This is a genomic window from Faecalibacterium prausnitzii (assembly GCF_019967995.1).
Taxonomy (GTDB): domain Bacteria; phylum Bacillota; class Clostridia; order Oscillospirales; family Ruminococcaceae; genus Faecalibacterium; species Faecalibacterium prausnitzii_E.
This window is the reverse complement of sequence record NZ_CP065377.1, coordinates 1,898,471-1,921,764: the sequence shown is the minus strand read 5'-3', so window position 1 is coordinate 1,921,764 and position 23,294 is coordinate 1,898,471. Positions and strand designations below refer to the sequence as shown.

Genomic DNA, 23,294 nt, shown 5'->3' with positions numbered 1-23,294 from the left:
CTGGAACAGGAAGTCAAATAACGAATAACGGCACCCTGCCCTTCATACAGTGAGAAAAAGGGGAGTTGTGCCATGAACAAGACCGCCGAAAAAACGCCCGCTCCGCCCCACGACCTGATTCTGGAAGGCCGCAGCAAACTGACGGTGACCGGTGTGAAGCGGGTGCTGCGGTGCGATGCCGACAGCGCCGCGATGGAAACGGGCAAAGGGGTGCTGCACCTGACGGGAGCCGAGCTGAACGTGACCAGCCTCGACCTGGAGAGCGGGGAGGTGCGCCTGACCGGCCGCATCGACGCGCTGGAATATACGGCCGAGCGGACGCCGGGCGGCCTGCTGCGCCGTCTGCTGCGCTGATGGCCCCGGCACTTCCGGCGGGGCTCATCGGGCGGGAGGCGGCAGCCTGCGTTCTGCTGGGGGCCGTTCTGGGCGGGGCAAGGGCGCTGTTCCCGGAAAAAGGCCGGGGAGCCTTTCTGCCAGACGTGCTGCTCGTAGGGGCGCTGCTGCTGGGGCTGCAGTCCTATGCGGCGTCGCTGAGCTTCGGCGGGGTGCTGCGGTGGTATCAGCTGGCGGCGGCCGTCTTTGGCGCGTGGGCGGCAGAACGTGTGCTGCGCGGGCCGGTGCGGGGTGTGTTCTTTGTGCTGGGGCTTCCGCTGCAAGGGGCCCGGCGGCTCCTCGCGCCGGTGCTGCTGGCCCGAAAAGTGCGTTCAAAACGTGCCAAAGAACGCCGGAACGCAAAAAGGAACGCAAAAAAACAAAAAAAGAACTTGCCAAGACCACAGCGGATGTTGTATAATTCTAACGTATCAAAGTAAGACCACAGGCGCATCGGGCCTGCTGATTTCAGGGGGCACTGAGTTATGACGAATCCGAGCCGCAAAAAACGCAGAAAGAACACGGTGCTGCGCACGGTGTTCCGGCTGTTCTTTCTTTTGCTGCTGCTGAGTATGCTGGCAGCATACATCTCCAATCAGGTGGCCATCAGCTCCAAACGTGCCGAGCTGCAGACTCTGAACGAGCAGATCGAACAGCAGCAGACCAAAAACGAGGAGCTGCAGCGCATCCTCAGCGGCGATGCGGATGACGTGACCGAATGGGTCGCCCGTGATTCTTACAACTACGCCGCCCCCAACGAGCGCATCTTTGTGGATGTGACCGGCAACTGAGGGCGGGTCCTCCGGGAGGGTCTGCGGCCCGCCCCGGAACAGCCACCCAAAAAGAGAGCAAGGAGTATTGAGTTTTGGCGATTGAGGTAGGGAACGTATTTGAAGGCCGTGTGACCGGCGTGAAGCCGTTCGGCGCATTTGTTGCGCTGCCGGAGGGCCGGGTGGGCATGGTCCACATTTCCGAAGTGTCCAATGAATATGTGCAGGACATCAACACCGTCCTGCACGACGGCGATACCGTGAAGGTGCAGGTCATCCAGGTGGCACCGGATGGCAAGATCGCATTGTCCATCAAGCGGCTGCTGCCGCGCCCGGCCCGCACGGACCGCGGCCCCCGCCCCGGCGGCCCGCGCAGCGGTGCCCCGCGTGAGGGCGGACATTTTGGTGGTTCCCGCGGCGGCGGACGCCCCCCGCGTGAGGGCGGCAGAGGCCCGGCCCGCGAGGCTGCGCCCCGTGTCTGGCAGCCCAAGGCGCCCGCCCGAAGCGACAACCTGAGCTTTGAGGATATGATGAGCCGCTTCAAGAGCCAGAGCGAAGAGAAGATGGCCGACCTGGACCACGAGACCAACAACCGCCGTGGCGGCGGTTATGCCCCGCGCTCCCGCCGCGGCCGCTGAACCCAATGAACTGATCGGGCCTGTCCCCAGCCGGGACGGGCCTGTTTTTGTGAACTGCGCCCCGGCGCAAGAAAGGAACGCTAAATGTCTGCAAAATTTGAACTGATCGCGCCCTGCTTCTTCGGCTGCGAGTCCACGGCCAACTTCGAGCTGCGCCGCATCGGCGCGGAGAACATCCGGGTCAGCGATGGCCGTCTGACCTTTGAGGGTGGTGCGGAGATGATCGCAGCCGCAAACCTCAACCTGCGCACCGTTGAGCGCGTCATGCTGCTGCTGAACACCTACCCGGCCTCCACCTTCGATGAGCTGTTCGATGGCGTGTACGCCATCCCCTGGGAGGAGCTGCTCCCCGCCGATGCGGCCTTCCCCGTCGCCGGTTCGTCCCTGAACAGCCAGCTGACCAGTGTGCCCGCCTGCCAGAGCATCATCAAGAAGGCTGTGGTCAAGCGGCTGATGACCAAGCACCACACCTCCGTTCTGCCGGAGACCGGCGCGGAGTATAAGATCCGCTTCATGCTGCGCAAGAACGTCTGCGAGATCATGCTGGACACCACCGGCGACGGTCTGCACAAGCGCGGTTACCGCCGCAACGCCATGGAGGCCCCCATCCGCGAGACGCTGGCGGCGACTATCGCCGACCTGGGCCGTGTCCGCCGCGACAGCCTTGTGGAAGACCCCTTCTGCGGCAGCGGCACCCTGCTCATCGAAGCAGCCCAGAAGGCCATGAACATCGCCCCCGGCCTGAAGCGCCGCTTTGCTGCCGAGCGGTACAGCTTCGTGCCCGCGTCCATCTGGGCGGAGCAGCGCCAGAAGGCTCTGGCCGAATCCAAGCTGGATGTCGGTTTTGAGGCCTTCGGTTACGACATCGACCCCGCCGCCGTGGCGCTGGCCAACGCCAACGCCAAGCTGGCCGGTGTGGAAAAGCGCTGCCACTTCGAGGTGGCCGATGTGGCAGCCTTTGAGGCCAGACCCGAAGCCATCGTCCTGACCAACCCTCCGTACGGCGAGCGGATGAGCACCATCGAGGGGGCCGCTCAGCTGGCCCGGACGCTGGGCCGCCAGATGGAAGCCCACCCCTGTGCAGGCGTCTACGCCATCACCGCCGACATGGAGTTCGAGAGCCATTACGGCAAGCGGGCCAACAAGCGCCGCAAGATGTACAACGGCATGATCCCCTGCCAGCTGTATATGTACTACGAGGCCCCGAAGTTTGAGCACAAGGCCAAGCCCATGCCCAAACAGGGCTTTGACGGCAAGCGTTCCACCGGCCGTTTCGAGAAAAAATAAGCAAAAGTAATACTTTGCAGCCGCACCGAACGGGAAAGTTTGGTGCGGCTGTTGCTTTTCCGGGGCAGACAAGGTGCGAATCTTTTACATTTCGTCAGTTGCATCCAAGACCGAAAAAAGGTATACTTGTACTATTGTAAGAACATGCAGCGCGAGGCTGCTGGAAAGGGAGGACTGCAATGGAAGGGCGCATGAGACCCTATCTTCCGGAGCTTACCATCCGCGATTATAACACCTATCGGTGGTATCTGCGGGGGGTGCGCTGGCAGATGAGCCGCAGCTACGGGTTCTACTCCTGTCGGCTGCTGCAACACAACGGTGTGCTGTTCGCGCTTCTGGCGGACAGCCTGGCCGGCCGGCCAGCCACCTGCGTCAACCAGCGCCTGCCTGGTACGCTCTGCTACAGGCAGATGATGTGCCAGACCCAGGGCATCCGCCTGGCGGCACAGGTGGAAGTGATGATGGGCTGGCATAAGCTGCAGGACCGCCGCTGGGACGAGCTGCCGCTCCGGAGCCAGCTGTTCCGCGCGGTGGATCACGCTCTCCTGCGCCGCGCCTACGAAAAGGCCGTGAACGAAAACCCTGCGCTGGAACGTCTGTTTGGGCAGGAACAGGCCCAGGCCGTGGTCCAGATGAACCTGAACGCAAAGAACTACAGCGTGGCGGCTGAGCCGATGAGCAACATCTACGGTGCGCTCTACTCCACCCTCGCCACCGATGACCCCAGCCAGCGCAAGAGCATGCGCTACATCGGCAGCTGCATCGGGCGGGTGTTTTATCTGCTGGATAAGGCCAGCCGGGTGGAAGAGGACCGCAAGGTGGGCCGGTACAATGTGTTTCTGGTCAATGGCATCAATGAGAAGGATGCCGCCATGGAAAATGCCCGGCGGCAGGCGCTGGCCGCAGCGAACGACCTGGTCCGCGCCTACGGGATGCTGGACGTCAAGCTGAACAAGTCACTCATCGACAACATCATGATCCTCGGCCTGCGCCATGCGGTGGACCCGCTGGATGCCGAGAACCAGCCGGTGCGCTGGGAGCTGCCGTGAAGGGCCGCAGCAGCTGGGCCATGGCCTACTGCGGCATGGCGGCGGCACTGAGCGTCGCGCTGATGCTGCTGGGGGCCGTGGTGCCGGTGCTGATGTTCATTGCACCGGCCGCAGCCAGCCTGCTCATCGCTACGGTCTGCATGGAGTGCGGCATGAAGATGGCCCTTACGGCCTACGGCGCGGTGAGCCTGCTCAGCCTGCTGTTCGTGCCGGACAAAGAGGTGGCCCTCGTCTTCGTCTTTCTGCTGGGGTACTACCCGCTGGTCAAGCCGAAGTTCGAACGCATCCGCCCGAAGCTGCTGCGGGGCGTGTGCAAGCTGCTGCTCTGCAATGGGGCACTGGCGGCGATGTACGGGCTGGTGCTGCTGCTCGTTCCGGCGGGCAGCATCTCGCAGGAGTTGCGCACCACAGCGTGGGTCGTCTCACTGAGTACACTGGCCATGGGCAATGTGGCCTTTCTGCTCTACGACCGGGCCATTCATAATCTGTTGCAGGTCTACCGCCTGGTCTGGCAGCCAAGGCTGCATAAGATGCTGGGGAGGTGACCCTCTCAGGCAAAGCCATCAGGCTTTGCCAGCTCTCCCAAAGGGAGAGCCATTGGCAGGCCGGTTTTGGTCGTGCTGGATGAGAAAAATATTGTGTTGTGAAAAGCATCCGGGCTCCGCGACCGAGGTCAGCAACAGCTGCCAGGGAGAGCGGGGGCTGCTGCTTTACGACAGAACAGACCCATACGAACAGCAGGAGCTGCCCGAAATGCCAAGGGCTCCCCCTTTGGGGGAGCTGGCGAGCGCAGCGAGACTGAGAGGGCATCGAAAGAAGGAATGCGGACTTTTTGTTGACACAAAGCGCCGGGCCACGCGGGTGACAGCCGTGAGGGTGACGAGGAGAGGAATCATCGAACGATTCGGCGGATGTTTCTCCGGTCGAACAGGCTATACCGATCGCAGCAAGGGGCAAAAAGCGGCAGCAATACCGTAACAGATCCCCTTTCACGCAAGCCATACAAGAACATAAACTGGAAGAGAAGCTGACAGCTGTTCTGTGCGCATGTTGAGCGCCGGGCTGTCGGTCTGGAGGTATTTTGTATGTGTGGCATTGTTGGTTATGTTGGCAAACGCAACGCGCAGAACGTTCTGCTGGATGGTCTGGAAAAGCTGGAGTACCGCGGTTATGACTCCGCCGGTGTCGCGCTGGCACTGGACGGCGGCATCCGCGTGGTCAAGAGCAAGGGCCGCCTGGCCGAGCTGCGCAAAAAGCTGGAATTGCAGGCCCTGGCCGAGAGCGGCTGCGGCATCGGCCATACCCGCTGGGCCACCCACGGCGAACCCAGCGATGTGAACAGCCATCCGCATTCGACGCCGCGTGTGAGCATCGTGCACAACGGCATCATTGAAAATTACGGCATCTTGAAGGAGCGGCTCATCGCGAAGGGCTACACCTTTGAGAGCGAGACCGACACCGAAGTGCTGGTCAAGCTCATCGACAGCTGCTACGAGGGCGAGCCGCTGCAGGCCATCCACGAGGCTTTGAGCATGGTGCGCGGCAGCTACGCGCTGGCCGTGCTCTTCCGGGATTTCCCGGATACCGTCTTTGCCGTCAAGCGGGAGAGCCCGCTCATCGTCGGCTGGGGCGAAGGGGAAAACTTTGTGGCGTCGGATATCCCGGCCCTGCTCAAGTATACCCGCCGGTACAGTGTTCTCGAAGAAGGCGACCTTGCCGTCGTGACGCGGGAGGGCATCCGCTTCTACAACGAGTTCGCCGAGCCGGTGGAGCGGGAGATCCTGACCGCCGATTGGGACATGGAAGCGGCGGAGAAGGGCGGTTATCCGCACTTTATGCTCAAGGAGATCAACGAACAGCCCGCCGCCATCACGGCAACGGTCAGCCCCCGCGTGGAGAACGGCCTGCCCGACCTGCGCATCCCGGAGCTGTCGGATGAAAAGCTGCGGGGCATCGGCACCATCCATCTGGTGGCCTGCGGCACGGCCATGCACGCGGGCATGGTGGGCAAGTCGGCCATCGAAGCGCTGGCCCGCGTCCCCGCCGAAGTGGACATCGCCAGCGAGTTCCGTTACCGCGACCCCATCCTGAACAAAAACGATCTGGTCATCATCATCAGCCAGTCGGGTGAGACCAGCGACACACTGGCGGCTCTCAAGCTGGCAAAGAGCCGGGGTGTGCCGGTGCTGGCCATCGTCAACGTGGTGGGCAGCTCCATTGCCCGCGCGGCAGACTATGTGCTCTATACCTATGCCGGGCCGGAGATCGCGGTGGCCTCCACCAAGGCTTACATGGTGCAGATGTGTGTGCTGTACCTCTTTGCGCTGCGGCTGGCCTATGCGCGCGGTGCCCAGAGCGAGGCCGAGACCCGCCGCCTGACCGCAGAGCTTCTCCGCGCCAGCGAGGTCATCAAGCCCCGCCTGGCCGACTGCGAACAGATCAAATACCTGGCCAGCCGGTTTGTCAACACCCAGAGCTGCTTTTTCATCGGGCGCGGGTTCGATTATTCGCTTTCGCTGGAAGGCAGCCTGAAGCTGAAGGAGATCAGCTACGTCCACTCGGACGCCTACGCCGCCGGTGAGCTCAAGCACGGCACCATCAGCCTCATCACGGACGGTGTGCCGGTCATCGCGCTGGCCACCCAGAAAAAGGTCTACGAAAAGACCATCTCCAACGCCAAGGAGACCAAGAGCCGGGGCGCGAAGGTCCTGCTCTTCACGACGAAAGACGCCGTGGTGCCGGACGGTGTGGCAGACTATGTCGTCCGTCTGGACGATTACGACGACCTGCTCATGCCGCTGCAGCTCATCGTGCCGCTGCAGCTGTTCGCCTACTATATGGCTGTGCTGCGTGGCTGCGACGTGGATAAGCCCCGCAACCTGGCCAAGAGCGTGACCGTGGAATAAAAACAGACGCCTCCGGATGGAGTGTGCCCCTCCCATGGAACCGGGAGAGCGCGCAGACCGTCCAGAGGCGTTTTGAATGGACAGCAAACAAGGCCGTTCCCGTGCATTGTGCAGGGGAGCGGCCTTGCGTGTTTCAGCCTATTTCCACCCTCTCGCGGTGGGGTCCAGCATTTCGGCGGCAGAGTAGACCAGCGCGTTGCAGATGGCGGCGGCGACGTTGCTGCCGCCCTTGCGGCCCATGGCGGCGATGGCGGGGACGCCGTGGGCTTCGCAGGCGGCGAAGAGGATCTCTTTGCTCTCCACCACGTTCACAAAACCGACCGGCACCCCGATGACGAGCGCAGGCCGCAGCCCGGCCTCGATCTCTTCGGCGATGGTCAGAAGCGCCGTGGGGGCATTGCCGACGGCCAGGATGGCACCCGGATGCTCCTGCGCGGCCCGGTGCATGGAGGCCACGGCACGGGTGGTCCCGGCGGTCTTGGCGGCGGCGGCGACCTCCGGGTCGGCCATGTAGCAGAGCGCCGCGCTGCCCACTTTGGCAAGGCCGGGCCGTGTGATGCCGGCCAGCGCCATGTTGGTGTCGGTGACGATGGGCGTCCCGGCCCGCAGGGCGGCGACTCCGGCGGCGACAGCACCCGGCGTGAAGCGCAGATTCCGGGCGTAATCGAAATCCGCCGTGGTGTGGATGACCCGCTTGACCACCGCAGCCGTTTCCGGCGGCGGGGTCAGGCCCAGAGCTTCCAGCTCGGCGGTGATGATGGAAAGGCTCGTCCGCTCGATGTCGGCGGGGAGATGATGCTGCGGTGTCATGTGCGGCTCCTTCCGTTCAGGCCCATTGCGGCGTAGAGTGCATCCAGATCCAGAGCGCTGCGTACCCCGTCGGCCAGCCGGTCGAACTGCTGCTGGCGGTATTGCTCCATCGGGATGAGCGCAGCACTTTCGGGGCGGATGCCCTTTCGTTTGCACAAAAATTCTACGAGTTTTTCGGTCAGTTCGCCGGTGTCAAAAAGGCCGTGCAGATAGGTGCCGAAAACATCGCCCTGCACACAGCCTTCGGGGTGGCCATCGGCCTGGGTGCAGAAGGGGAGGCCCTGCACCTCGGTGCGGCCGGTGTGGATCTCATAGCCCGTCAGCGCGGCCCCGGCAAACGGCCCGGCCGCGGCGGTGGCGTGGGTCTGGGTGCGGCGTTTTTGCGCAGTAAAGACGGTGCGGGTGGGCAGCAGACCCAGCCCGCGCAGGGTCTGCGGACGGCCGCTCTCGCTGCCCATGGGGTCAGCCAGCGTTTTGCCCAGCATCTGATACCCGCCGCAGACGCCGAAGACCGGGGTGCCCCGCGCAGCCAGCTTGAGCAGGGCCGGTTCCAGACCGGACTGCCGCAGCCAGAGCAGGTCGTCGATGGTGTTCTTGGTGCCGGGCAGCAGGATCAGGTCGGGTGTGCCGAGGGTGCGCGCGTTTTGTACATACCGCACACCGAGCAGCGGGTGCTGCTCCAGCGGCATGAAATCGGTGAAGTTCGAGATGTGGGGCAGCCGGACGATGGCGAGGTCCAGCGGCTTGACCGCTTTGTCGGCATCCAGCCGTTCGGAGAGCGAATCCTCGTCCTCGATGTCCACCTTCAGGTAGGGCACGACGCCCAGCACCGGCAGATGAGTCTTCTCTTCCAGCATGGCAAGGCCGGGGCGCAGGATCTCGACGTCGCCCCGGAATTTGTTGATGATGAGCCCTTTGATGCGGGCACGTTCGTCCGGCTCCAGCAGCGCTACGGTGCCGTACAGCTGGGCAAAAACGCCGCCCCGGTCGATGTCGCCCGCCAGAAGCACTGGTGCGTCCACAAGCCGGGCGAGGCCCATGTTCACGATGTCGTCGGCCTTCAGGTTGATCTCGGCGGGGCTACCGGCCCCCTCGATGACGATGATGTCCACATCCTCGGCCAGGCTATTGTAGGCGGCGAGAATGTCCGGAATGAGGGATTTTTTCATCTTGAAGTAGACGGCGGCGGGCATCTGGCCCCGCACCTCGCCGTTCACGATGACCTGACTGCCCACATCGCTGCTGGGCTTGAGGAGGATGGGGTTCATCCGGACATCCGGCTCGATGCCGGCTGCCTGGGCCTGCACCACCTGCGCCCGGCCCATTTCAAGCCCGTCGCGGGTGACGAAGCTGTTCAGCGCCATGTTCTGGCTCTTGAAGGGGGCCACGCGGTAGCCGTCCTGCGCAAAAATGCGGCAGAGGGCCGCGCACAGCAGGCTTTTGCCCGCGCCGCTCATCGTGCCCTGGACCATGATGCACCGGGCTTTGCTCATGAAAACACCTCCGAAAGGGTCTGGAGCAGCTGCTCGTTTTCCGCCGCCGTGCGCACGGCGGTGCGGTACCAGCTGCCGTCAAGGCCCGGATAATTTGCGCAGCTGCGCAGAACGACGCCCTTCTGCCGCAGGGTCTCGCCCAGCGTTTCGGGGCCTTGGAACAACAGATAATTGGCGCGCCCATCCAACACCCGCAGCCCCAGAGCCCGCAGGCCGGAGGCCAGCAGGGACCGCTGCGCCGCGATGAGGGCGCGGACCTGCTCCACGTAGGCGGTCTCGTCCAGTGCGGCCAGCCCCGCCGCCTGCGCCAGGCTGGAAACAGCCCAGGGCTGGCCGGTGTGCTGCATGGCGTCCAGCAGGGCCGTGTCCGCGCTCAGAGCGTACCCCAGCCGGACGCCTGCCATGCCATACAGTTTGGTGAAGGCTTTCAGGATCAGAAGATCGCCGCTGCCCAGCAGCGGCTTTGCGGTCAGCTGCGCATGGTCGGGCAGAAAATCGAGGAAACATTCGTCCAGCACGAGCAGCGCCCCGCAGGCGGTGCAGCGCTGCAGGATGCGGGCCACGAAGTCCGGCGGGGTGAGCTGGCCGGTGGGGTTGTTGGGCTGGCAGAGGAAGACGAGGTCCACCCGGTCGTCGATGGCGGAGAGGAACGCTTCCGGCACCGCAAAATCGTCTGCCGCCTGCAAGATGAAGCGCTCCACCGTGCAGCCGACGGTTTCGAGTGCGGCTGCATATTCGGCGAACGTGGGGGCGGTGACCAGCGCCCGGCGGGGCTTTCTGGCCCACACCAGCCGGAAGATGAGGTCGGCCGCGCCGTTGCCGCAGAGGATGTGGTCTGCGGGCACACCCTCGTGCAGGGCGAGCTTTGCCCGCAGTTCCCGGCAGAGCGGGTCCGGGTAGCGGTCTGCGGTGGGGAGTGCCGCCGTGATGGCCTTTGCCACCCCCTCCGGCAGCCCCAGCGGGCTCACGTTGGCCGAAAAGTCCAGCGCATCCCGCCCGAACTGTGCCCGGTATCCGGCCCAGTCGCCGCCGTGTACCAATTGTTCCATGGGTCGTCTCCTTACATGAATCTACAGACCGCCAGCCGGATTGCCAGCCCGATGGCCAGTGCCAGCAGGCTTTCGGCATACATCATCCGGTTGGCGCGGCGGATGTCCTCCGGCTCAATGGGCCGCAGAGGGTCGCCGATGGTGGGTTTGTCATAATATTCGCCAAAGTAGCAGGCGGGCCCCGCCAGCTGGACGCCCAAAGCCCCGGCGCAGGCGCTTTCGGTCTGGGCGCTGTTGGGGCTGGCATGGTTCCGGCGGTCCCGCCGCCAGATCTTCCACGCGCCCGAAGCGCTGTTCCCGGTAAGCGCCGCCGCAGCGGCCCAGAGCAGCCCGGCGATCCGGCTGGGCAGATAGTTCGCCGCATCGTCCAGTTTGGCGGCGGCGCGGCCGAAATAAAGATACGTCTCGTTTTTGTAGCCGAGCATGCTGTCCATCGTGTTGATGGCCTTGTAGGTCAGGGCCAGCGGGGCACCGCCCAGCAGCATATAGAGCAGCGGCGCGATGACGCCGTCGCTGGCGTTTTCGGCTACGGTCTCCACGGCGGCTTTGGTCACGCCCTCCAGCGTCAAATTCTGGGTGTCCCGCCCCACGATGCGGCTCACGGCCCGGCGGGCGGCGGGCAGGTCCGGCTTGATAAGCTCCCGGTAGACGCGGGTGCTCTCCTGCGCCAGCCCCTTTGCGGCCAGCGCCTGCCCGCACCAGAACATCTGCACGGCCAGCCCCAGCCAGGAGCTGAGCGCTGCGGCCCCCAGGCAGACGAGGCTCGTCAGCAGGAAGGTGCCCACCGGCAGGCAGAACGCCAGAATGGCACCGCCCAGCAGTTCACCCTGCGGCGTCCGGGGCAGGCGGGCCCGCAGCCGCCGTTCCAGCGCCGAGATGGCCCTGCCCATGTACACCACGGGGTGGGGGAGCCACGCGGGGTCGCCAAAGAGAAGATCCAGCACGAACCCACCCAAAACGGCTGCTCCGATCATTCTGCCGCCTCCTTTGTGTATTGCACGGTGCGCGCGAGGTGGAGCACCCGCTGTTCGGCCCAGTCGCGGGCATCCAGCAGATAGCCGCCCGCATTCGGGGCGCACCAGTGGTAGTAATCTGCATGGGGCAGCGCATAGCGCTCCATAGCGGCCATCTGGGTGCCGCCGTGGGCCAGAATGACGAGGGTCTCCTCGCCGTCGGCAAGGGCCTGGTCCACCAGTGCGGAGAACGCCTTGCAGACCCGCTCGGAGAAGACCGCCTTCGTCTCACCGTCGGGGCAGGGGCTTTCGCAGTTGGCGTTCACCCAGGCGAGGTAATCCGGGTCGTGCTCCATCTCGATGAAATTCCGCCCCTCAAAGCTGCCAAAGCACATCTCCTGCAAATCGCGCACCTCCACGAGGTCGGCGTCCGGGAAGAGCACCTCGGCGGTCTGGCGGGTGCGGCAGAGCGGGGTGATGTAGACCGTCCGGGGCCGGAGGTCGGCCTGGCGGAGCTGGGCCCGCCCTTCGGGCGAGAGCGGGATGTCCCGCTGGCCCTGATAGCGCTTTTCGGCATTGTAGGCGGTCAGGCCGTGGCGCAGAAGATAGATCAGCATGGGGGAAGTTCTCCTTTCAGGACGGTGGGCAGGCCGCAGAACATCTGGACCACACAGTCGGCCCGCGCGGCCAGCAGGCAGGCCAGCCGCCCGGCGGCTTCCCGCGCGGCGCGTTCGGCTGCGTCCATGGGCACGACACCGCCGCCTACCTCGGTGGCGAGGACGAGGTCATACGCGGCGAGGCGGTCTGCAAGGCTTTCCAGATCCTCCGCCGCTGCGGCCAGCTCCTGCACATCGGTGATGCGGGTGCCGGGGAAGTTCTGCGCAAAGGTGCGCTTGCCGCTGTACAGCGGCCCGGTGATGAAGATCATAACAGCCCTCCCCATTGGCAGGCGGCCAGTGCCGCCAGCATCCAAAGCTCCGCTTTTTGCAGGAACCATCCGGCCAGATCGCCGGTGATGCCGCCGAACTGCCGGTCGGAAACAACACGATAGCGCCAGAAAACAAGAAGCGCCGCAAGAACGAGCGCCCCGCCGCCCAGCAGCACCAGCGCAGCGCTGAGCAGGCCCGCCAGAACCAGCAGCACGCTGCGGACGGCCTTGCGGTCTGCGACCGAAGCGAACGTGTGGGCAAGGCCGGTGTTCCTGGCCAGCGGGAAGGAGGCGATGGCAAGGCCCGAAAGCGCCCGCTCCAGCACCAGTGCCAGCGTCCAGCAGAGGCCGATGCGCGGCGTGAACTGCACGGCCGTGCACAGCGCGAAATAAGCCAGAAAATAACTGCACAGCCGGATGACGGCAAAGGCCCCGCAGTGGGGGTCTTTCAGAATCTCCAATTTCTTTTCCCTGCCGCCGTAGCTGGAAAGGGCGTCGCAGGTGTCGGCGTAGCCGTCCAGATGGATGCCGCCTGTGACCCAGACGGGGATGAGGCAGAACCCGCCCGCTCGGACGAGTGCCGGGAGCGGCAGTGCCCCGCATAAGCACCACAGGGCTCCGCATACCGCGCCGATGAGCGGGAACGCGCACATCGCGTAGCGCATGTTCTTTTCGTTCCAGTCGAACTGCGGCACCGGGATGGCTGAAAACATGGCAAATGCCACGGCAATGGTCTGCAAAACGATCATGACGGGCCTCCTTTATGATAGACCGGGATGCCGCACACCACCCGCACCACTGCATCGGCGCGGGCCGCAAGGGCGTTGTTGACCTGCGCCAGAGCCTTCAGATACCGGTCGGTGTCGCCCATGTAGTTTGCCCCGCCGCTGAACACTTCGTTCGAAACGACGACGAGGTGTTCACATTGCGCGGCCAATTTGTCCAGACCGTCCAGAATGGCCGAAGCGGCGGCTTCGCCCGCCCCGGCGGGGTCGTAAAGTTCGTTGGCGGTCAGGTTGCCAAGGTCTTCCAGCAGGGCGGTGCCCCGCGCGGGCAGGCGCACCACGCCCAGATGCAGGGGGCACTCCAATGTCTCGAACTGCTTTTCCGCCCGCATCCGGCGGTGCTTTTCCACCCGTGCGGCGCACTCGGCGTCCCATACCTGCATCGTGGCAAGGTAATAGCGCGGGAGCGCGGTCTGCAGCACAAGGCGTTCGGCGTACGCGCTTTTTCCGCTGGCTGCGCCGCCGATCACCAGCGTCAGCATTGGGGGGTATACGGCGGGATGCCGCCCTCCGTGAAGGAATAGCAGTGGTCGTAGACCGCCAGTGCCAGATCCCACAGCGGAAGCGCGGCCACAGCCCCGGTGCCCTCGCCGAGGTGGAGCCCCGCCGTCAGGAGCGGGGCCTTGCCCAGCGCTTCCAGCACCAGCCGGGCCGCAGGCTCGGTGGAACAGTGGCTGGCGAACACGGCCTTGGCGGCGGCGGGGCAGAGCCGCACCGCGCACAGGGCCGCCACCCCGCTGATGAAACCATCCATCAGGATGGGCAGGTCTTCCAGTGCGCCGCCAAGGAAGACCCCGCACAGCCCGGCGATGTCAAAGCCGCCCAGTTTGGACAGCACGTCCAGCGGGTCGGCAGCATCGGGCTGGTTGCGGGCGATGCCGCGCCGGATGGCGTCCAGCTTGCGGGCCAGCCCGGCGTCGGAAAGGCCCGCGCCCCGCCCGGTCATAACTTCAATAGGCTGGCCGAGCAGGACCGCTGCCACAGCGCTGGACGTGGTGGTGTTGCCGATGCCCATCTCGCCGGTGGCGAGCAGCTGGCACCCCTGTGCCTTCTGCGCCCGCACCAGTTCGATGCCCGCCGCGATGGCCTCCACAGCCTGGGCGCGGGTCATGGCGGGGCCTTGGGTGAAGTCTGCCGTTCCGGCGGCGATGCGGCGGGGGATGATGCCCGGCACCGGGGCGCCTGCCATGCCCATGTCCACCGGCACGACCTCGCAGCGGGCCGTTTTTGCCATCTGGCAGACGCTCGTCCGCCGCGCCGCAAGGTTTTCGGCTACGGCGCGGGTCACGCTCTGGTCGGTCTGGCTCACGCCCTGGGCCACGACACCGTTGTCCGCGCAGAGCACAAGGACGGCCCGGCGGTCAAAGGCAAGCTGCGCCGTGCCGGTCAGGGCGGCGGCATCTTCCAGCAGGGTCTCCAGTGCGCCCAGCCCGCCCAGCGGCTTGGCCAGGCTGGCCCAGTGGGCGTGTGCGGCCGCGCGGGCGGTCTCGCTGGGCGGGGTGATGGCGGTGAGAAGCTGTTTCAGTTCCGGTTCGGTCATGGGGTCTGCTCCTTCTGGTGATCGAGTACGGCGGCTTCCACGAACCGCCGGGGCAGGGGGGTGCCTGCCCAGTACAGATGCGGAAAACCCGCATAGAGATGTTCATTGGCAAAGCTGCAGGCCCAGCTGCGGCCGTTGGCTTTTGCAGCGGTCAACGCTGTGCCGTTCGCGGTCGAGTCCCAGTGGTGGAACTCGTGGGCGGGGAAGGACTCTCCGGCGCGGAACAGCAGGCTGTCGGCGCGGGCGGTCAGCTCCGCGTACCCGAACCGCACCAGCCGCCCGACCGGGAAGCCGCTGCCCGGCAGGACGCCCGCCATGGGCCAGACGGTGCCGTCGGCGTCTTCGAGCGTCTGCCCCAGATAGAGGAAGCCGCCGCACTCGGCCACGGTGGGCAGACCGTGCTCCACGGCCTGCTGCACAGAAGCCCGCATCGAGCGGTTCTCGCTCAGCGGCTCTGCGTACAGTTCCGGGTAGCCGCCCGGCAGATACAGCCCGCCAAGCTCCGGCGGAAGGGCCGCATCGTGCAGGGGGCTGAATGGGACAAGCTCGGCCCCGGCGGCGGTCAGGGCCTCCAGCGTTTCGGCGTAGGCAAAGCAAAAGGCTTCGTCCTGCGCAACGGCGATGCGGGTGCGCGCCGGGGCGCGGGCGGCAGGCTGAGCCAGCGGTGCAGGCCGGTCGGTCAGGGCCTGGAACTGCACCCAGTCCAGCACCAGCGCATCCGCAAGAAGGGCGATCTTTTGCTGAAGCCCGGCGATCTCCCCGGCGGTCTTCAGCCCCAGATGGCGGCTCTCGATGGACGCCTCCGGCAGGCGGGGCAGATGCCCCAGCACCGGCAGACCGGTCTCGCGTTCCAGCATCGGTTTGAGCATCTTGTACAAAGCAGAGGTGCAGTCGTTGAGCAGAACGCCGACGATGCGGCTGGGGGTGCGGAACGTTTTCAGCCCGTTGATCTGCGCGGCCAGGGTCAAACTGGCCCCTTTGGCCGGGACGACCAGCAGCACCGGCAGGCCCAGCGTGTCGGCCAGATGCCAGGCGCTGGCCGTGTCGGTCACGCCGCCCAGGCCATCGTAAAAGCCCATGGCCCCCTCGCACACCGCCGCCCCGTGCCCGGCGGCACCCTGTGCATAAAGGGCGCGCACGGTATCCGGTGCGGAGAAAAAGAGGTCGAGGTTGTGGCTCTCGACCCCCAGCACGGCCCGGTGGAACATGGGGTCGATGTAGTCCGGCCCGCTCTTGAACGCGCAGGGGTCGGCCCCGCGCCGCTTGAGCGCGGCCAGCAGCGCACAGGTCAGGGTGGTCTTGCCGCTGCCGGAACAGGGCGCTGCGACGAGAAATTGCATCATTTGCGTTCACCTGTGATGAGGAAGATGGGGTTGTTGGCCATCAGCAGATGCAGCCGGCCCGCCGGTTTTGTGCGGCTGACAGCGATCTGGGTGACTTCGGCGGTGAGACCCCGCGCCGTCAGGGCCGCAACGGCGGCGCTCAGCGTTTCCAGCGCGATGGCGGAGATGCAGAGGCGGGCCTGCGGGTTTTTGGCCAGCACAGCGTCCACCACGGCCTCCATGCTGCCCTTGGTGCCGCCGAGGAAGACGGCGTCCGGGGCGGGCAGAGCTTCCAGCGCCTGGGGGGCTTTCCCCTCGATGAGGGTCAGATTCCAGGCTGCGAAACGCTCCCGGTTCTTCCGGATCAGAGCGCAGGCCTCCGGGTCGCATTCCACGGCATAGACCCGCCCGCGGGGGGCGGCAAGGGCCAGTTCCACACTGACACTGCCGGTACCGGCCCCCACATCCCACAGCGTGTCCGTGGGGCGGACGGCCAGCTTTGCCAGCGCGGCAGCGCGGACTTCCTGCTTCGTCATGGGGACATCTCCCCGGAGAAAGGCTTCGTCCGGGAACCCGGCACAGCGCCGGGGCGGCTGGGGCAGATGTTCGATGAGCAGAACGCTCAGGGATGCCGTGCTTTTTTGCGAAACTTCCTGCGCGGTGCCGAAGAAGATCTTCTCCTCCGGTGAGCCGAGCTGTTCGCCGACCAGCGCATGGGCCTGCCCCAGCCCGGCGGCGGTCAGAGTGCGGCAGAGGGTGGCAGGGGTCTCGGAGCCGCCGGTCAGGAAGAAGACCGGTCGGCCATCCGCCGTCAGGCACTCGGCCACCGGGTCGCAGGCACAGCCGTGGGCGGAGACGAGTTTCCAGTCCTGCCAGGGGCGGCCGACCGCCGCCGCGAGTAGCTGGACGCTGGAGATGCCGGGCAGGACGCGGCAGGAGATGCCGCAGGCCCGCAGCATGGGCAGCAGCCCGGAAGCCCCGGAATAAAATCCGGTGTCGCCGCTGTAAAGCAGGGCTGTGTCTCCCTCCGGATGCTCCGCAAGGCAGGTCAGGATCTCCTCCGGTTTGTACAGCGCCTTCCGGTGTTCGGTGCAGCCGTCCGGCAGGTGCTCCAGCAGCCGCCGGGCGCCTAAAATGAGGTCGGCCTGTTGCAGAGCCGCAAGCCCTTCGGCGGTCAGGGAGCCGGGCAGTCCGGCTCCCATTCCAATCAGTGTGACCATGCCAGCACCTCCTTGCAGCGGGTCAGGATCTGCTCCGCCGTTTCGCCCTGCTCTGCGGGGCGGCGGAGGACGATGAGCTGTGCGCCGGTGTCTTCTGCGGCCTGTGCCTTCTCGGCAAAGCCGCCCGCTGCACCGCCGTCCTTTGTGACGAGGAAGCGGATGTGGAACTGCTCCAGCAGGGCCCGATTCAGCGCATAGGAGAAGGGACCCTGCATCGCGATGATGTTTTTGTGGGGGATGTGCGCGGTCTCGCAGGCTGCGATGCCCTCCGGGGTGGGCAGCACACGGGGAAACAGGCGGGCAGGCTCGATGCCGGAAAAGGCCGCGAGCTCCTTGGCCCCGGTGGCCAGCAGGAGATTGCCGCAGGTGTTTGCAAGAAACTCTGCCGCGTGTGCGGCCGACGGAAAGACCATGCTCCCCGCCGGGAGCGGGCTTTCGGCCCGGAGCAGGCGGTGGTATTCGATGCAGGCGGTTTTACACGCAGACCGGATGTTTTTGGTGGCGTCCACCGCATAGGGATGGGTGGCGTCCACGCAGAGGGCGGCCCCCTGCAGCAGGGTGGTCATTTCCTCCGGCGTCAGCCGCCCGCAGTGGACGGTGACACCCTGCAAACGGCCCTGCTCTTCGGCTCCCAGCGGGGTTGCCACGCTGACGAGGACTTCGGCCCCCTGCGCGGCCAGCTGGCGGGAGAACAGACGGCCCTCGGTGGTGCCGCTGAACACGACGATCTTCATGCGCGATACCCCCTCGGTGTGACCATCTTTCCGCCCAGCTGCCGGGTGGCGGTGTTGCCGATGAAGACGGTGGTGAACATATCCACCGGGGCGGTTTCCAGTTCCGCTAGGATCAGGATGCGGTGGGTCTGCCCCTCCCGCCCGATGTTCCGCACCAGCCCGCAGACGGTCTGCGGTGGTTTGCCGTGGTCCAGCAGGATGCGGACGGCTCTGGCCAGATAGTCCGGCCTGCCCTTGGAGGAGGGGTTGTACAGTGCGACGCAGAAATCGCCCATCGCTGCTGCCGCCAGCCGCCGCTCGATGACGGCCCAGGGGGTCAGCCGGTCCGACAGGGAGATGACGCAGAAATCGTGGGCCAGCGGGGCACCCAGCACGGCCCCGCCGCTGAGAGCCGCCGTCAGGCCGGGCACCACCTCCACGGCGACCTCCGGGAACTGCTCAGCCAGCTCCAGCAGGGGGCTGGCCATGCCGTAGACCCCGGCGTCGCCGGAGCAGACCAGCGCGACGACTTTGCCGCGCCGGGCCGTTTCCAGCGCCCAGCGGCAGCGGTCGATCTCCTGGGTCATGCCGGTGGAGTAATATTCTTTTTCCGGGAAATAGGGGCGCACAAGGTCCAGATAGACCGTATAGCCGCACAGCACCTCGGCTTGCGTTAAGGCGCTCTGCGCCTGTGCGGTCAGAAACTGCGGGCCGCCGGGGCCAAGCCCGACCACAAAAACGGTGTTCATCATGAAAGAACCCTCCAATCTGGGGCAAAGGGGGAAAGGGCCAGCGCAAAGGTCACGCCGCCGCCCGCCTGTTTGGGGATGCGGATGCTCCCGCCGGACGCCAGAACGGCTGCCCGCTCGCAGACATTGTCCACACCGGTGACGTTCCGGACAAAGGCAGAAGGGGTAAAGCTGCCGGGGGCGGTCTGCAGCGCTTCGGCAGAGAAGAACGAGAGGCCCCACCGGTGCGCCGCGCAGAACGCAAGAAGCCCGGCCTCGTTCTGCTTCAGGTCGATGCTGGCGGCGGCTGCGATGCACTGCGGGGCCAGCGTGTGGGCGGCACAGAAGGCGGAAAAAGCGGCTTCCAGCTGCTCTGCCGTCGTCCCGCGCCGGCACCCGATGCCCAGCACCCCGATGCGCGGGGTCAGATGCAAGGCATTCCCGGCAGGGGAGAGGGTCAGGGCAAAGTCGGCAGCTTCCGGCGTTGGTGCTGCATTCACCCCGGCCGGGGCCGGGCCTGCGATGGGAAACTCCGACCAGAATAAGACCGGCTCCCCGGCCAGCAGTTTCCCGCTGACGGTCTTGATGCGTTCGGGTTCCAGCACCCGGCAGTTGTGATGCCTTGCCCACTCGTCCACGGCAAAGAGGCCGTGGGCATCGGTGGCCGTGGTGATGACCGGGACGGCCCCGCAGAGGGCGGCGATGGCCCGCGCCAGATCATTGGCACCGCCCAGATGGCCGGACAACAGCGGCACCGCAAAGTGTCCGCATTCATCCACGACCACGACCGCCGGGTCGCTGGCCTTGCTGCGGCAAAACGGCGCGATGGCCCGCACCGCGATGCCCACGGCCCCCACAAAGATCAGGGCCTCGTTTTGGGCAAACGCGGCGGCGGTCCACTCTGCCAGCAAAGGCCCGCCGTGCCCGCAGCGGGTCACAGGGCCGGGCAGCGCGCGCGCCAGTGTTTCTGCCAGCGCCAGCCCGGTCTCGGTAAAGGCGGCATAGGCGCGGCTCATGCGTCGGCTCCTTTGCGGAACTCCGTCGTGAAAGCGGGGTCGTAGAGTCGGCTGCGCTCATACCGGGTGCCGAGGAAGTCGCCCACCACGATGAGCGCGGTCTTGGTGATGCCCGCTGCATGGACGCTTTCGGCCAGCGTTCCCACGCTGCACCGCACGATCTTTTCTTCTGGCCAGGTGGCTTTGTAGACCACAGCGGCAGGCGTTCCGGGGGTGTAGGCCCCTTGCAGCAGAGCCTCCTGCACCTTGTCAACGAGACCGATGGAGAGGAAGATGACCATCGTAGCCCCGTGGGAAGCAAGGCGGGCCAGCGTTTCCCGTTCGGGCACCGGGGTGCGGCCCTCCATCCGGGTGATAATGACCGTCTGGCTGACGGTGGGCAGGGTGTACTCAGCGTTCAGTGCGGCCGCCGCGCCGCAGAAGCTGGAAACGCCGGGCGTGTCATCGTAAGCGATCCCGTCGGCATCCAGCGCATCCATCTGCTCCCGGATGGCTCCGAACAGGCAGGGGTCGCCGGTGTGGAGCCGCACGGTGGTCTTGCCGGCGGCTTCCATCTGCCGCAGCACGCCGAGCACCTGCTCCAGCGTCATCTCGGCGCTGTTGTAGATGGCGCAGCCCGGCTTTGCCAGCCCCAGCAGGGCCGGGTTGACAAGGCTGCCCGCATAAATGATGCAGTCGGCCCCCTGCAACAGAGCCGCGCCGCGCTGGGTGATGAGGTCCGGTGCGCCTGGCCCGGCACCAACAAAATGTACCATATTATCGCTCCTTCCAGTCGTTCAGGATCTGTGCCGCCGTTTCAGTCTGGCCCAGCGGGCCGTGCTGGTTCGAAAAGAGGATGGCACCCACCCGGAACGCCCCGGCGGCGCGGCGGTCCAGATGGAGCTGCACCGCCGCCAGCAGGCTTTCCAGCACCGGGGCGCGGAGGCCTGCCGCCTCCAGAAGGTCGAGGCAGGCATCGGTGGTGGCGGCTTCGAACAGGGCGCGGCAGGTCTCCCGGCTGGCCCCGCAGAGGGCGGCATGGGTGCAGAACAGCTCGGTGCGGCAGTCCGCCGTGTGGGAGTGGGTGTTCATGATGCCGCCCGCCAGCTTGCAGAGCTTGCCCACATGGCCCACGAGCAGCACGTCCTCAAACCCGGCAGAAGCGGCCATATCCAGCGTATCGCCGATGAAATTGGAGGTCTTGACGACCGGGATGGAAGCGAACGCCGGATAGGCCGTGCCAAGGTAGTCCAGCCCATAGTTGCCGGGAGCCAGGATGAGCCGCCGTGGCCCGGCTTCGGTTTGGACGCGCAGCGCCGCCTGGTTCATCTCCAGCTGGATGGTGTCCAGAATGGCCTGCTGGCTCATGGGCTCCACGATGCCGCTGGTGCCGAGGATGGACAGCCCGCCCGCGACCCCGATGTGGGGGTTGAAGGTGCGCCGGGCCACCTCTTCGCCGCCCGGAATGGAGAGGGTCACGGCGAAGCCGCCGGTGTAGCAGGCCGTTTCGGCCTCCCGCTGCAGGGCTTCGGCGATCATCCGGCGGGGGACGTGGTTGATGGCGGCTTCGCCTACGGGCTGGTCCAGCCCCGGCCGGGTCACCCGGCCTACGCCCGGCCCGCCCGCGATGCGGACTTCCGTGGTGCCGGGCATCAGCTCCACCGCAGCGACGATGGGCAGGCCGGTGGTCACATCCACATCGTCGCCGCCGTCCTTTTCAATGGCGCATTCGGCCTCCGGCCCGGCGCGGCGGCAGAACAGCGGGGCTACCTCCACGACGATGCCCTTCGGTGTGCGCAGCGCCACCGTCTCCGGGGCCTTGCCGGTCAGCAGCAGCCGGGCCGCGCCCGCCGCGCCCAGCGCCGCACAGGTGCCGGTGGTGTAGCCGCAGCGCAGCAGTTTCTGCCCGCTGCGGACGTAGTGCTCGAATCTTGGCTTCGCAGGCTTCGGGGGGCCGAACAGCGTTTCGTACTGCTCCCGGCTCAGGCGGTAGAGGGTCTGGAGGTTCTCCGGCGCAAAAGCCTCCTGGGGCGTCAGAACGCCGGAGACACCCTGCGGGGAGACGCAGACCACGGCGTCCGCAATCTTCTGCGCCATGTCCAGCTCGTGCAGGCTGACGAGGACGGCAAGGTGCTGCGTGTGGGCCAGTGTTTGCAGGATGCTCAGCAGCTCGATCTTGCCCTTGATGTCCAGAAAAGACGTGGGCTCGTCCAACAGGATGACCTCCGGCTGCTGGCAGATGGCGCGGGCCAGCAGGATGCGCTGGCGCTGGCCGTCACTGATGCAGTTGAAGTCCCGCTCCGCGAGAGCGGAAGCCCCCACCAGAGCCAGCGCGTCGCGCACGGCCTGCCGGTCGGCCTCGGAGAGGAGGCCCAGCCGCCCGGTGTAGGGGATGCGCCCGGCTGCGGCAAACTCGAAGCAGGTGGTCAGCTCGGTGCGGCGGGTGTGGGGGAGCATGAGGGCGAGCCGCTGTGCGCGGGCGCTGCCGGTGTAGGCGGTCAGATCCTGTCCGTCCAGCAGCACCGCGCCGCCCATGGGGGCCAGCTGGCCCGCCAGTGTTTTGAGCAGGGTGGATTTTCCCGCACCGTTCGGCCCGATGAGGGTCAGGATCTGCCCCGGCCGGACGCCCAGCGCGATATGCTCGGCCAGCGGCGCTTTGCCGTAGCCGACGGCGAGGTCCTGTGCCTCGCAGGAAAATTCGTTCATCGTGCACCCTCCTGATTCCGGCGGATGAGCAGCCAGATGACCACCGGTGCGCCGAACACCGCCGTCACGGCGCTGATGGAAAGCTCGGTGGGGGCGAACAGGCTGCGGGCGATGAGGTCGCACAGCAGGCAGAACGCCGCCCCGCCCAGGCAGCAGCCCGGCAGGACGAACAGCGGCCGGGCGCTGCCCAGCAACTGCTTGACGAGGTGCGGCACCGCGATGCCCACAAAGGAGATCGGCCCGGCAAAAGCCGTGACGCAGGCGGCCAGCAGGCTGGAGAGCAGCACCAGTGTGCGGGAGAACCGCTTGACGTTGACGCCGACGCTCTGGGCGTAGGCCTCGCCCATCTGGTAGGCGGACATGGGTTTCGACAGGCAGAACGCCGCCGCCAGCGCGGGCAGGACTACGAGCGCCGCCGCCCGGACATTGCCCCAGGTCATGCCGGAAAAGCTGCCCTGCGACCAGTTGTGGAGGTTGACGATGTTCGAGTCCTGCGCAAAGGCCACCACAAATTCAGTGATGGCCGAGCAGATGTAGCCGATCATGACGCCGCAGATGACCAGGATGCTCATCCGCTGCACCCGGCGGGAGACCGCCAGCACAAAGGCCATGGCGGCCATGGCCCCCGCGAACGCGGCCAGGATGAGGGTGAGGGAGCTTGTGAGCAGCCCCTGGTTCAGGAACACCACCATGACCAGCGCTACCGCCAGCTTGGCCCCGCTGGAAATGCCCATGACGAAGGGCCCGGCGATGGGGTTGGCGAAAAAGGTCTGCAACAGATAGCCCGCCGCCGAGAGCGCTGCGCCCAGCAACACGACCATCACGGCGCGGGGCAGACGCAGCTGGGTGATGATGCGCACCGAGAGCGCGTCCTGCCCGCGGCCCAGCAGGGCCGAAAACACGGCCTCCGGCGTCAGTGCCACGCTGCCCCAGAAGAGGTTGGCGGCAAAGAGCACCGCCAGCAGAACGGCCAGGATGCCATAGGAGAAGAGGAGGCGTTTTTTGGTAGTCATGCGGGTCCTTTCTGGAA

25 protein-coding genes and 1 pseudogene are annotated in these 23,294 nt (G+C 66.0%); 8 read left to right on the top strand and 18 right to left on the bottom strand.

Features of this window, described 5'->3' with window-relative positions:
- Nucleotides 1-72 precede the first annotated feature (72 nt).
- The 8 genes from I5P96_RS09515 (at nucleotide 73) to glmS (ending at nucleotide 7,022) form a co-directional block, all read left to right on the top strand.
- Nucleotides 73-354, top strand: coding sequence for a YabP/YqfC family sporulation protein (locus I5P96_RS09515; protein ID WP_097792547.1), 282 nt, complete (start codon nucleotides 73-75; stop codon nucleotides 352-354).
- A complete protein-coding gene (locus tag I5P96_RS09510; protein ID WP_223381829.1) occupies nucleotides 354-812 on the top strand; it encodes a hypothetical protein in 459 nt (152 codons plus the stop codon). The genes I5P96_RS09515 and I5P96_RS09510 overlap by 1 nt, the downstream gene beginning before the upstream one ends.
- 45 nt (nucleotides 813-857) lie before the next feature.
- Nucleotides 858-1,163 carry a septum formation initiator family protein gene (locus tag I5P96_RS09505; protein ID WP_097792545.1) on the top strand — a complete coding sequence of 102 codons (306 nt, stop codon included), beginning with the start codon at nucleotides 858-860 and terminating at the stop codon, nucleotides 1,161-1,163.
- A gap of 74 nt (nucleotides 1,164-1,237) precedes the next feature.
- On the top strand, nucleotides 1,238-1,780 hold the full coding sequence (locus I5P96_RS09500; protein WP_207685441.1) for a S1 RNA-binding domain-containing protein: 543 nt from the start codon (nucleotides 1,238-1,240) through the stop codon (nucleotides 1,778-1,780).
- 84 nt (nucleotides 1,781-1,864) lie between these two features.
- Nucleotides 1,865-3,067, top strand: coding sequence for a class I SAM-dependent RNA methyltransferase (locus I5P96_RS09495; protein ID WP_223381828.1), 1,203 nt, complete (start codon nucleotides 1,865-1,867; stop codon nucleotides 3,065-3,067).
- 179 nt (nucleotides 3,068-3,246) lie between these two features.
- Nucleotides 3,247-4,116: a DUF5685 family protein gene (locus tag I5P96_RS09490; protein WP_223381827.1), complete on the top strand. Its 870-nt coding sequence runs from the start codon at nucleotides 3,247-3,249 to the stop codon at nucleotides 4,114-4,116.
- Nucleotides 4,113-4,661 (top strand): hypothetical protein, encoded by a 549-nt coding sequence (locus I5P96_RS09485; RefSeq protein ID WP_207685439.1) that lies wholly within the window; start codon nucleotides 4,113-4,115, stop codon nucleotides 4,659-4,661. Before I5P96_RS09490 ends, I5P96_RS09485 begins: the two co-directional genes overlap by 4 nt.
- A gap of 540 nt (nucleotides 4,662-5,201) precedes the next feature.
- Nucleotides 5,202-7,022: a glutamine--fructose-6-phosphate transaminase (isomerizing) gene (gene glmS, locus I5P96_RS09480; protein WP_223381826.1), complete on the top strand. Its 1,821-nt coding sequence runs from the start codon at nucleotides 5,202-5,204 to the stop codon at nucleotides 7,020-7,022.
- 138 nt (nucleotides 7,023-7,160) lie between these two features.
- On the opposite strand, the gene I5P96_RS09475 is transcribed toward glmS, so the two are convergent.
- The 18 genes and pseudogenes from I5P96_RS09475 to I5P96_RS09395 form a co-directional block, all read right to left on the bottom strand.
- Entirely contained in the window at nucleotides 7,161-7,832 is a 672-nt protein-coding gene (locus I5P96_RS09475) for a precorrin-8X methylmutase (RefSeq protein ID WP_223381823.1), read from the bottom strand.
- Nucleotides 7,829-9,325: a cobyric acid synthase gene (locus I5P96_RS09470; RefSeq protein WP_223381821.1), complete on the bottom strand. Its 1,497-nt coding sequence runs from the start codon at nucleotides 9,323-9,325 to the stop codon at nucleotides 7,829-7,831. The genes I5P96_RS09475 and I5P96_RS09470 overlap by 4 nt, the downstream gene beginning before the upstream one ends.
- Nucleotides 9,322-10,374 (bottom strand): threonine-phosphate decarboxylase CobD, encoded by a 1,053-nt coding sequence (gene cobD / locus I5P96_RS09465; RefSeq protein WP_223381819.1) that lies wholly within the window; start codon nucleotides 10,372-10,374, stop codon nucleotides 9,322-9,324. The genes I5P96_RS09470 and cobD overlap by 4 nt, the downstream gene beginning before the upstream one ends.
- An 11-nt stretch (nucleotides 10,375-10,385) precedes the next feature.
- Nucleotides 10,386-11,348 carry an adenosylcobinamide-phosphate synthase CbiB gene (gene cbiB / locus I5P96_RS09460; RefSeq protein WP_223381817.1) on the bottom strand — a complete coding sequence of 321 codons (963 nt, stop codon included), beginning with the start codon at nucleotides 11,346-11,348 and terminating at the stop codon, nucleotides 10,386-10,388.
- Nucleotides 11,345-11,944: a histidine phosphatase family protein gene (locus I5P96_RS09455; protein ID WP_223381815.1), complete on the bottom strand. Its 600-nt coding sequence runs from the start codon at nucleotides 11,942-11,944 to the stop codon at nucleotides 11,345-11,347. Before I5P96_RS09455 ends, cbiB begins: the two co-directional genes overlap by 4 nt.
- A complete protein-coding gene (locus I5P96_RS09450; RefSeq protein WP_223381813.1) occupies nucleotides 11,938-12,255 on the bottom strand; it encodes a bifunctional adenosylcobinamide kinase/adenosylcobinamide-phosphate guanylyltransferase in 318 nt (105 codons plus the stop codon). Before I5P96_RS09450 ends, I5P96_RS09455 begins: the two co-directional genes overlap by 7 nt.
- The gene (locus I5P96_RS09445) at nucleotides 12,252-13,004 is read right to left on the bottom strand and encodes an adenosylcobinamide-GDP ribazoletransferase (protein WP_223381811.1); all 753 of its coding nucleotides are present in this window, start codon (nucleotides 13,002-13,004) and stop codon (nucleotides 12,252-12,254) included. Before I5P96_RS09445 ends, I5P96_RS09450 begins: the two co-directional genes overlap by 4 nt.
- Nucleotides 13,001-13,522: a bifunctional adenosylcobinamide kinase/adenosylcobinamide-phosphate guanylyltransferase gene (locus tag I5P96_RS09440; RefSeq protein ID WP_223381809.1), complete on the bottom strand. Its 522-nt coding sequence runs from the start codon at nucleotides 13,520-13,522 to the stop codon at nucleotides 13,001-13,003. Before I5P96_RS09440 ends, I5P96_RS09445 begins: the two co-directional genes overlap by 4 nt.
- Nucleotides 13,516-14,580, bottom strand: a complete 1,065-nt coding sequence (gene cobT / locus I5P96_RS09435; protein WP_223381808.1) for a nicotinate-nucleotide--dimethylbenzimidazole phosphoribosyltransferase — start codon at nucleotides 14,578-14,580, stop codon at nucleotides 13,516-13,518. Before cobT ends, I5P96_RS09440 begins: the two co-directional genes overlap by 7 nt.
- Nucleotides 14,577-15,923, bottom strand: coding sequence for a cobyrinate a,c-diamide synthase (locus I5P96_RS09430; RefSeq protein WP_223381806.1), 1,347 nt, complete (start codon nucleotides 15,921-15,923; stop codon nucleotides 14,577-14,579). The genes cobT and I5P96_RS09430 overlap by 4 nt, the downstream gene beginning before the upstream one ends.
- A complete protein-coding gene (gene cbiE / locus I5P96_RS09425) occupies nucleotides 15,920-17,122 on the bottom strand; it encodes a precorrin-6y C5,15-methyltransferase (decarboxylating) subunit CbiE (RefSeq protein ID WP_223381804.1) in 1,203 nt (400 codons plus the stop codon). Before cbiE ends, I5P96_RS09430 begins: the two co-directional genes overlap by 4 nt.
- Nucleotides 17,110-17,856 (bottom strand): precorrin-6A reductase, encoded by a 747-nt coding sequence (cobK, locus tag I5P96_RS09420; RefSeq protein WP_223381802.1) that lies wholly within the window; start codon nucleotides 17,854-17,856, stop codon nucleotides 17,110-17,112. The genes cbiE and cobK overlap by 13 nt, the downstream gene beginning before the upstream one ends.
- Nucleotides 17,853-18,587, bottom strand: coding sequence for a precorrin-3B C(17)-methyltransferase (cobJ, locus tag I5P96_RS09415; RefSeq protein ID WP_223381800.1), 735 nt, complete (start codon nucleotides 18,585-18,587; stop codon nucleotides 17,853-17,855). The genes cobK and cobJ overlap by 4 nt, the downstream gene beginning before the upstream one ends.
- Nucleotides 18,584-19,579: a cobalt-precorrin 5A hydrolase gene (locus I5P96_RS09410; RefSeq protein WP_223381797.1), complete on the bottom strand. Its 996-nt coding sequence runs from the start codon at nucleotides 19,577-19,579 to the stop codon at nucleotides 18,584-18,586. Before I5P96_RS09410 ends, cobJ begins: the two co-directional genes overlap by 4 nt.
- The gene (gene cobM / locus I5P96_RS09405) at nucleotides 19,576-20,334 is read right to left on the bottom strand and encodes a precorrin-4 C(11)-methyltransferase (RefSeq protein ID WP_097792524.1); all 759 of its coding nucleotides are present in this window, start codon (nucleotides 20,332-20,334) and stop codon (nucleotides 19,576-19,578) included. The genes I5P96_RS09410 and cobM overlap by 4 nt, the downstream gene beginning before the upstream one ends.
- A 1-nt stretch (nucleotide 20,335) precedes the next feature.
- On the bottom strand, nucleotides 20,336-21,655 hold the full coding sequence (gene cbiD / locus I5P96_RS09400) for a cobalt-precorrin-5B (C(1))-methyltransferase CbiD (RefSeq protein ID WP_411703517.1): 1,320 nt from the start codon (nucleotides 21,653-21,655) through the stop codon (nucleotides 20,336-20,338).
- A 111-nt stretch (nucleotides 21,656-21,766) separates the two neighbouring features.
- Nucleotides 21,767-22,192: pseudogene (locus I5P96_RS14300) on the bottom strand (ABC transporter ATP-binding protein); the annotation flags it as partial.
- A gap of 68 nt (nucleotides 22,193-22,260) precedes the next feature.
- Entirely contained in the window at nucleotides 22,261-23,277 is a 1,017-nt protein-coding gene (locus I5P96_RS09395) for a FecCD family ABC transporter permease (RefSeq protein ID WP_223381794.1), read from the bottom strand.
- Between the last annotated feature and the right edge of the window lie 17 nt (nucleotides 23,278-23,294).

Excerpts from the sequence above, each read along its gene's own strand:
- I5P96_RS09490 (WP_223381827.1), top strand. The coding sequence starts at position 3,247 with ATGGAAGGGCGCATGAGACCCTATCTTCCGGAGCTTACCATCCGCGAT.
- cobT (WP_223381808.1), bottom strand. The coding sequence starts at position 14,580 with ATGACCGAACCGGAACTGAAACAGCTTCTCACCGCCATCACCCCGCCC.
- I5P96_RS09455 (WP_223381815.1), bottom strand. The coding sequence starts at position 11,944 with ATGCTGATCTATCTTCTGCGCCACGGCCTGACCGCCTACAATGCCGAA.
- I5P96_RS09440 (WP_223381809.1), bottom strand. The coding sequence starts at position 13,522 with ATGCTGACGCTGGTGATCGGCGGCGCAGCCAGCGGAAAAAGCGCGTAC.
- I5P96_RS09470 (WP_223381821.1), bottom strand. The coding sequence starts at position 9,325 with ATGAGCAAAGCCCGGTGCATCATGGTCCAGGGCACGATGAGCGGCGCG.
- I5P96_RS09475 (WP_223381823.1), bottom strand. The coding sequence starts at position 7,832 with ATGACACCGCAGCATCATCTCCCCGCCGACATCGAGCGGACGAGCCTT.
- I5P96_RS09510 (WP_223381829.1), top strand. The coding sequence starts at position 354 with ATGGCCCCGGCACTTCCGGCGGGGCTCATCGGGCGGGAGGCGGCAGCC.
- cbiD (WP_411703517.1), bottom strand. The coding sequence starts at position 21,655 with ATGGCGCAGAAGATTGCGGACGCCGTGGTCTGCGTCTCCCCGCAGGGT.
- I5P96_RS09430 (WP_223381806.1), bottom strand. The coding sequence starts at position 15,923 with ATGATGCAATTTCTCGTCGCAGCGCCCTGTTCCGGCAGCGGCAAGACC.
- I5P96_RS09410 (WP_223381797.1), bottom strand. The coding sequence starts at position 19,579 with ATGAGCCGCGCCTATGCCGCCTTTACCGAGACCGGGCTGGCGCTGGCA.
- I5P96_RS09515 (WP_097792547.1), top strand. The coding sequence starts at position 73 with ATGAACAAGACCGCCGAAAAAACGCCCGCTCCGCCCCACGACCTGATT.
- cobM (WP_097792524.1), bottom strand. The coding sequence starts at position 20,334 with ATGGTACATTTTGTTGGTGCCGGGCCAGGCGCACCGGACCTCATCACC.
- glmS (WP_223381826.1), top strand. The coding sequence starts at position 5,202 with ATGTGTGGCATTGTTGGTTATGTTGGCAAACGCAACGCGCAGAACGTT.
- I5P96_RS09505 (WP_097792545.1), top strand. The coding sequence starts at position 858 with ATGACGAATCCGAGCCGCAAAAAACGCAGAAAGAACACGGTGCTGCGC.
- cobJ (WP_223381800.1), bottom strand. The coding sequence starts at position 18,587 with ATGATGAACACCGTTTTTGTGGTCGGGCTTGGCCCCGGCGGCCCGCAG.
- cobK (WP_223381802.1), bottom strand. The coding sequence starts at position 17,856 with ATGAAGATCGTCGTGTTCAGCGGCACCACCGAGGGCCGTCTGTTCTCC.
- I5P96_RS09445 (WP_223381811.1), bottom strand. The coding sequence starts at position 13,004 with ATGATCGTTTTGCAGACCATTGCCGTGGCATTTGCCATGTTTTCAGCC.
- cobD (WP_223381819.1), bottom strand. The coding sequence starts at position 10,374 with ATGGAACAATTGGTACACGGCGGCGACTGGGCCGGATACCGGGCACAG.
- cbiB (WP_223381817.1), bottom strand. The coding sequence starts at position 11,348 with ATGATCGGAGCAGCCGTTTTGGGTGGGTTCGTGCTGGATCTTCTCTTT.
- I5P96_RS09450 (WP_223381813.1), bottom strand. The coding sequence starts at position 12,255 with ATGATCTTCATCACCGGGCCGCTGTACAGCGGCAAGCGCACCTTTGCG.
- cbiE (WP_223381804.1), bottom strand. The coding sequence starts at position 17,122 with ATGGTCACACTGATTGGAATGGGAGCCGGACTGCCCGGCTCCCTGACC.
- I5P96_RS09495 (WP_223381828.1), top strand. The coding sequence starts at position 1,865 with ATGTCTGCAAAATTTGAACTGATCGCGCCCTGCTTCTTCGGCTGCGAG.
- I5P96_RS09395 (WP_223381794.1), bottom strand. The coding sequence starts at position 23,277 with ATGACTACCAAAAAACGCCTCCTCTTCTCCTATGGCATCCTGGCCGTT.